Below are 5,961 nucleotides of genomic sequence, written 5' to 3'. Positions count from 1 at the left end.
AGCTGAGACAATTCGCAAGAGGGGTGTGTATACAACAAAAATAATTGAGAACAAAACGCTCTAACTCCTTATATCACAAGGCGGAATAGTGTTTTTCTGATTTTTAACTGTCAAACTCGGGATTATATCAAAAAATATAAGAAAACGCTTCACCTGTGCGCAGATCAAGCGTTATTTCAACCGAAATGTTTGCCTTTAAAATTTTGACCAATCGTCGTCATCATCAAAAGGTGTCACATCCTTCATTTTTTTGTTTTGTGTTGGCTTGTCTCCAGGCCATTGTGAAAATCCAGAAAAATCCTGTTTATTTTTCCATTCATTTCGAGTTGGTCGTGGCATGACAAAAGCTGCAACGATATAAATTAGCAAGGGTGTGCCATATCCCATCAAGACAAGGACTACATAGACAAACCGAACAATGGTGATCACATCCGAACTCCAGCCAAAGTACTCGCCAATACCGCCAATCACACCTGAAACCTTTTTATTGGTTCTTGATTTTGTCAGTTGCTTACTCATGACTTTGATTTTCCTCACTTTCATCGTCTGGTTCTTTTTCCAAAATTGTATCAAATTTTGAGTTATCACCTTCTGGAATAATTATCGGTTCCGACTTTTCTGTTGATTCTGTTATCCCTGTTTTTTCAGTTATTTCACTCTGCTCAGTCGCTTGCTCTGGTACACTTTCTTCTTGAACCGGTACGATTGGTGCTGTTGCAGGCTCTTGATAGGCTACCTCACCATCTTTTAGCCAAATACTACCCGTATTAGTTGCAATATCCAATGTCAAACTATTGGTTGCTGTTCTAATCAAGGCAGCACCATTTTTAGTAATTTCAAGCGGATTATCAAGTGCAATCCGTGTTTTGTACTTGCCAAATGTCGTTTTGACATAACCGACAACACCAATGTTTTCAGGTACTGAAATTTTAACATCTCCGTTGACATTTTTGACCTTAAGATTTTCGGCGTTAATAGCGGTAGCTGTCACGACAACTTCTCCGTTGACATTGGAAATATCAGCTGTTTCAAAGTCTGCCGCAACTCTAACTTCTCCGTTGACCGCTTTCACAGTAACCGTTCCAAACACACCACCCTTGACACTCAAATCGCCATTAACTTTTTTAACGTTCAAATCTTCAGCAACTAGATTTTCAAGATTAACAATGCCATTGACCACATCAAACTTTGCATTTTCAATCTGACTAGTAGCGAGTGTGATCGTCATCTCAACAACAATCCGTTTGCTCTTCACATCAATGTTCAACTCGCCTTGTTCAAGTTCGATGACAACATTGTCACGTAGAAACTCGTCCACAGCTTCCTCTGCCACACCACCATAAACTTTATAAGTTGTTTCGACAATCGTTTTTTCAACGTCCTTTGTAACCACTGTTACATCGCCAGAAGTTGCTGACATCGTGATGTCTTTAATGCCGCCTTCAAAAGCCCTATAGTCTGATTTGGTTACATATTTCAGACTTGGGAACCCGTTACTGAAGTCAACATTGTTATCAACAGATTTTTTAGCAGATTGGAAGAAACTTTTCATTAAGTAACCTGCTTGATTGACAAACTGTTTCACCGCTTCTGATGAATCTATTTGATAGCCATCTTTATCAATTTGCTGCCCTGCCCCACGACCAGCAGTGTCGTTATCAAGACCTGCTTTTTCAAGCAACTCGATAGCTTCGCTTTCAGTAATGATGCCCTTACGCATCAAATCCATTATTCTTTCTTTTTGATTATTCATATCGTCACACTTTCTTTTAAGTCTGTTTGGTATCGGTTGCGCATCTATTGCGCCATCCGATACATGGCTGTATCTGAGTTATACGAGTAGATAATCTTACCTACATCCTTATTATCTCATTTTCAAGTCAAAAAAAAATCAGGCCTAAGTCTGATTTTTCTTTTAACTTTTTACTTAGCTTCAAAACCTTCAGTGGCTGTTTCAGGGAATTTTAACTCGACAATGCTAGCACAGTGATCACAAAGCTCAGCTAAGTGGGCATTGGCATTCGTGCCAACTGTTTCATCAATCCGACGGCAACGTTGACACACACCACCGACAGCATGGTTGACAGTAATCGCCATGTCGCCAATTTTCACAGCAGTTTCTGGCACTGTTTGGTCAGAGACGATAAATTCCGAAACGATGAGGAGCGTTGCGACATCTTCAGTCTCAGCAACAGTAGCTAAGAGCACTTTTGTTGCCTCATCTGGGTAAACCATGACACTAGCTTCCAGAGATTTACCGATGACTTTCTCATCACGCGCCATTTCCAAGGCCTTGTGGACGCCTGTTCGGAATTCAAGGAATGCTGACCAGAAATCGAGCATTTCCGCTGCATCCGAGATAAGCTCAGCAGACGGCATCTCAGTCAAGTAAGCATAGGCTTCCTCTTCTTGCTCAAGGTAAGTCCAAATCTCCTCAGCAGTATGCGGTACAATTGGCACCAATAATTTTGTCAATTTGACTAAAATATCATACATGACTGTCTGCATACGACGGCGATCAGCTGAATTTGCTGCTTCAATATAGACAATATCTTTAGCAAAATCAAGGTAGAAAGCTGACAAATCATTGGTCAAGAAATTGAAAATTGTTCGGTAAACTTCCATGAAATTGTAACGGTCATAGGCGTCACGAACTGCTTGAACGACTTGGTTCAAACGCACTAACAAGTATTTATCAGAACCTTTCAAGTTTTCAAAAGCAACTGCATCTTTTGCCTTGTCAAAATCTGATGTGTTGGCAATCAAGAAACGCAAGGTATTTCTGATTTTACGGTAGGCTTCTGATGTTTGACCAATCAAATCCATCGAGACACGCACGTCTGATGTGTTATCAACACTAGCCACCCAAAGGCGAAGAATATCTGCGCCGTATTGTTTGGTCACGTCTTTTGGTGCAATACCATTCCCTAATGATTTAGAGAATTTGCGACCTTTAGCATCTTGGACAAAACCTTGTGACAAGACGGCTTTATAGGGTGCAATACCGTTAACCGCAACAGAGGTTGTAATCGATGAGTTGAACCACCCCCGATATTGGTCAGACCCTTCTAGGTAGAGATCTGCTGGATAGGTCAATTCTTCACGTTGGTTCAGGACACCATGCCATGATGAACCTGAATCAAACCAAACATCCATGATATCCGTTTCTTTTGTAAATTCACCGTTTGGTGAACCAGAGTGTGTAAAGCCTTCTGGCAACAGGTCTTTAGCCTCACGTTCCCACCAAATGATAGACCCATGTTCAGCAAAAAGCTGAGCAATGTGTTCGGTCGTTTCAGGTGTGATGATGGCTGTACCATCTTCGGCATAGAAGATTGGCAACGGCACACCCCATGCGCGCTGACGGCTGATCACCCAGTCGCCACGGTCGCGAATCATGTTGTAAAGACGTGTTTTACCCCACGGCACAATCCAGTCAACGTTTTCAACTTCGTTCAAGATATTGTTGCGGAATTTGTCAATTGAGGCGAACCATTGTGGTGTGGCACGGAAAATCACTGGTTTTTTCGTGCGCCAGTCGTGTGGGTAGCTGTGGGTGAAGAATTCAAGTTTCAATAGCGCCTTGTTTTCTTCCAGCCATTCTGTAACTTTTTTATTCCCTTCATCGTAGAAAAGACCTTCAAGTCCTGGTGCTTCATCTGTATAGTAGCCGCGATCATCAATTGGAGAAAGCACACCGAGTTTGTATTTACGGCTGAAGAAATAGTCGTCTTCACCATGACCCGGTGCGACATGGACAAGTCCAGTACCAGAATCAAGGGTCACATATTCTGCGTTCATGACTAAAGTGTCACGGTCGTAGAACGGATGTTTAGCAACCATTCCGTCAAGCTCTGAGCCTTTGATGGTCTGGAGGACTTGGTAATCTGCCCACTCTAATTTCTCAGCAACTGTGTTAAGTAGTTCTGAGGCAATGACAAATTGACGGTCATTAACTGCAACAAGGACATAATCATAGTCAGGATGTGCAAAGATACCCAAGTTAGATGGGATGGTCCATGATGTTGTTGTCCAGATGACAAATTCTGTCTCTTCTGGCAAGAGACCTTTGGTATCTGTTGCTTTAAATGCCACATAGATGGATGCTGAACGAACATCTTGATATTCAATTTCAGCTTCTGCAAGCGAGCTTTCAGATGATGGTGACCAGTAGATTGGTTTCGCACCTTTATAAATATAGCCATTTTCAGACATTTTACCGAAAACACGGATTTGCGCTGCTTCAAATTCCGGCTGCAACGTGATATAGGGATTGCCCCAATCGCCTAAAACGCCTAAAGATTTAAACCCTTTACGTTGCAAGTCAACTTGCGTTAAAGCATAATCGCGACACATGCGAAGATATTCCGCACGATCAAGTTCTTTACGTTTGATGCCTTTTTTAGTTAGGACTTGCTCGATTGGCAAACCATGTGTATCCCAACCCGGTACGTAAGGCGCACGGAATCCCGCCATATTTTTATAACGGACGATGATATCTTTTGAGATCTTATTCATGGCATGGCCAACGTGGATATCACCATTAGCATAAGGCGGACCATCATGAAGGACAAATGATGGTTTCCCAGCATTTTTTTTCAAACGGTAGGCATAAAGATCCGCCTCATCCCACGTTTCTTGCATTTTTGGTTCTTTGTTAGGCAAACCAGCACGCATTGGAAAAGCTGTATTGCCTAGATTCAAGGTTTCTTTAATTTTCATATTCAGTTATGAGCTGACCGTGATTATTTATCGGTCGATGCTCAACACCTCACTTTCTTTGGTTTTAAATTGATGGATTATATTAAAAATTTTATCAGACTAACAGCACAGTTCTTTGTTGACTTAAAAGCAAAATAGGTAAAGCGTGGCAACCTTGGGGGTGTGTGCTGAAATCTAACGAAGACCTTCCGCAAGGGACGAAAAGCCGTGGTACCACCTAAACCACGAATATTCGTTTTAAATCCTGCATTACTAGGTGTTTAACGCCCCTTATCTGCGACTTGCTAACTTTTTGATAACTTCTCAAACAATTAGGTGTTTATTTAATTTTTGTACTGCCTTTTTAAATCTCTAACAGACTTAATTTCTCTGTTAGTTTTTGACTAGCATCGGGATAAAGATGCCCATAAGTTCCTAGTGTCATTTTAATATCATGATGTCCTAGGCGCTTTTGAATGACTAGCGGACTTTCGCCAATAGAAATTAACATTGAAGCGTGTGAATGCCGTAATGAGTGTAATTTGATAGGTTGTACATTCGCCTTTATCGACAAACACTTTAACCAAGCACTCCATAGACTATCACACATAAAACTACCGTCTATCTGACAAACATAAGCCATTGCACCGATAGTCCCCTGTTTCTCTCGCCATTCTAAAAGCATTTGTAGCGTTTTACCGTCAACGCCAATTCGTCGCCTACTAGCCTCTGTTTTGGGTGTTAAAAGTTGATTTTCAGTCTTACTGCGATAATACAACGTTTTTTCAATCGTTATCATCTGCTCTGAAAAATCAATCTGTTCCCAATTCAGCGCTAACATCTCACCAATACGCATACCTGTCATAAACAACAGGCGAAAACCTGTTGTTTGTAACATTTCTGTATGTGTGCTAAGCGGTAACGTTGCTTCAAACTGTCTGTACTCGTCCATCGTCCAAAACTCAATTTTTTTCTTTTGAGTTTCTCGCAATTTGCCGACTTTGCGCACCCAGTTTTCCGTCATGAGTTCATACACAATCGCACGTTCAAAGATAGAGCTTAAACCTGTCGTAAGCCGATTGACATAGCTGATACTAGCAGGTTTCCCTCGTTGTGTCTTTGTTTTTAACATGTATTGCTGAAAGGCGTGAATATCTAAGGCTGACAGTTCACTGAGTTTACGACCATGAAAATAAGTTAATTGTTTACGAAGATTAAAGCTCAAACTTGTAAAAGTTGAAATTTTAACTTGGGTTTCAT

The 5,961-nt window shown here is 41.2% G+C and carries 4 protein-coding genes; all 4 read right to left on the bottom strand.

The annotated features are described in order from the left end of the window. Nucleotides 1-195: 195 nt before the first annotated feature. A complete protein-coding gene (locus ACYQ21_RS14435; RefSeq protein ID WP_460059285.1) occupies nt 196-519 on the bottom strand; it encodes a PspC domain-containing protein in 324 nt (107 codons plus the stop codon). Then, entirely contained in the window at nt 512-1,753 is a 1,242-nt protein-coding gene (locus tag ACYQ21_RS14430) for a DUF4097 family beta strand repeat-containing protein (protein WP_460059283.1), read from the bottom strand. The genes ACYQ21_RS14435 and ACYQ21_RS14430 overlap by 8 nt, the downstream gene beginning before the upstream one ends. 170 nt (nt 1,754-1,923) lie before the next feature. Next, on the bottom strand, nt 1,924-4,722 hold the full coding sequence (ileS, locus tag ACYQ21_RS14425; RefSeq protein ID WP_460059282.1) for an isoleucine--tRNA ligase: 2,799 nt from the start codon (nt 4,720-4,722) through the stop codon (nt 1,924-1,926). A gap of 343 nt (nt 4,723-5,065) precedes the next feature. Continuing rightward, on the bottom strand, nt 5,066-5,961 hold an 896-nt coding region (locus ACYQ21_RS14420; RefSeq protein ID WP_460059280.1), incomplete at its 5' end, for a tyrosine-type recombinase/integrase.

It is taken from the genome of Pseudolactococcus yaeyamensis (assembly GCF_054658615.1).
This window is presented reverse-complemented; position numbering and strand designations above follow the sequence as displayed.